Source organism: Rathayibacter sp. AY1E3, assembly GCF_002932235.1.
Lineage (GTDB): Bacteria > Actinomycetota > Actinomycetes > Actinomycetales > Microbacteriaceae > Rathayibacter.
Genome location: NZ_PSVN01000050.1, coordinates 1 through 1,379 on the forward strand (window position 1 = coordinate 1; position 1,379 = coordinate 1,379).

Here is a 1,379-nt window from a genome sequence, read left to right on the forward strand (position 1 = left end):
GCGGCAGTCGGCGTGTGCGCCCGACCGAGAGGACGGCGCCCGTCCGGGGCTCGGTCAGCACGCGGGTGACGGTCGCGGGGACGAGGCTCCGAGCGACGTCTGCCGGGATCGGGCCGTAGCCGTCGAGCTCGGCGGAGGCGTCGTCGGCGCCGGACGCGGTGCTCGCCGACAGGGTGACCCGCACCTCGGCGCGCACGCCGGTGACGAGGGTCGGAACGGGCCGATCGGCGCCGACCGGGTCGGGCACCGTGCCGATGACGTCCGCATCGCAGAGGAGGTCGGCGAGAGCGTCGGCTCGCAGCTGGGCGAGGGTCCGCGCGTCGCCCGCTCGGGAGATCGCATCGACGGCGCCCGCCCCGGTGATTCCGGTCGGCTCCGCCCCGGTCGTCCCGCTCGCCTCCGCCCCGCAGGAGCCCGCATCCGTGGCAACAGGCGGCTCCGCCCCCGCCGACCCCTCGGCGCCGTCGCGGAGGATCCGGGCGATCCGGTCGAGGCGGGTGTACGCCCCCACGGCGACCGGGGCGGGGAGGAGGGCGCAGAGCGTCGCCATGCCGTCGACCTCGGGGGTCAGCCAGACCGCACGGTCCTCGCGGGCACGTCGGTGGCGCTCGGCGGGGGGCTGCTCGTGGAGCTCCTCCCGCAGTCGGGCCAGAGCGCGCCGCAGCTGGGTCGGCGTGGTGCGGGCCGCGAGCTCGGCCGCCCGCGTATCGAACGCGGCGCGGGAGCCCGGAGGCAGGGTGGCCGCGACGGCGCAGACGACCTGGCCCGCCTCCCACCGCAGGCGCGCCCCGGCGAGGGCGGCGCGGGTGGCCGGCAGGTCCTCGACGAGGAGGCGCGCGTGGTCGAGCTCGCGGGAGGCGACCCGCTCGGAGACTCCGAGGGCGACCGCGAACTCCGCGCGGATCGACCGCTCGGCGAGGTCGCTCGACGCGTGGGGCGCCGAACCGCGGGCGAACGACTCCGGATGCTCGAGCGCAGCCCGGTGCCCGGCGTGCAGCTCCTCGGCCGCGGCCAGGAGCAGCGGGGACGCCGAACGGGCCAGCGCGGCGGCCCGGTCGCCGCGAGCACGCACCTCGCTGAGCACCGCCTCCGCTGCAGTCGACCCGCTGATCATCGTCATACGTGTATTCAATCAGCGACCACCGACACGGAAGCGACGGATCGTCACATCCGTGGAGAACCGGCGTAAGGCACTCCTGTGGAGGGAGGGATCACCGCCGCCGACGCCGCACAGCCCAGCCGTCCTCGGGGCGGCGCGCGCAGGACACCGGCGCAACACCCCGCCATCCGCACCGCCTCACACCCCCGCTCACGCGAACCGCGCCGCCACACGCGCCCGCTCACGCGAACTGCACCGCCACACGCCCCCGCTCACCCGA

The 1,379-nt window shown here is 76.8% G+C and carries 1 protein-coding gene; it reads right to left on the reverse strand.

What is annotated here, in order from left to right; genetic code table 11:
- Positions 1–1,120, reverse strand: a 1,120-nt coding sequence (locus C5C53_RS16705; RefSeq protein WP_104268049.1) for a DUF222 domain-containing protein, incomplete at its 3' end; no start/stop codon positions are given.
- Positions 1,121–1,379: the final 259 nt, after the last annotated feature.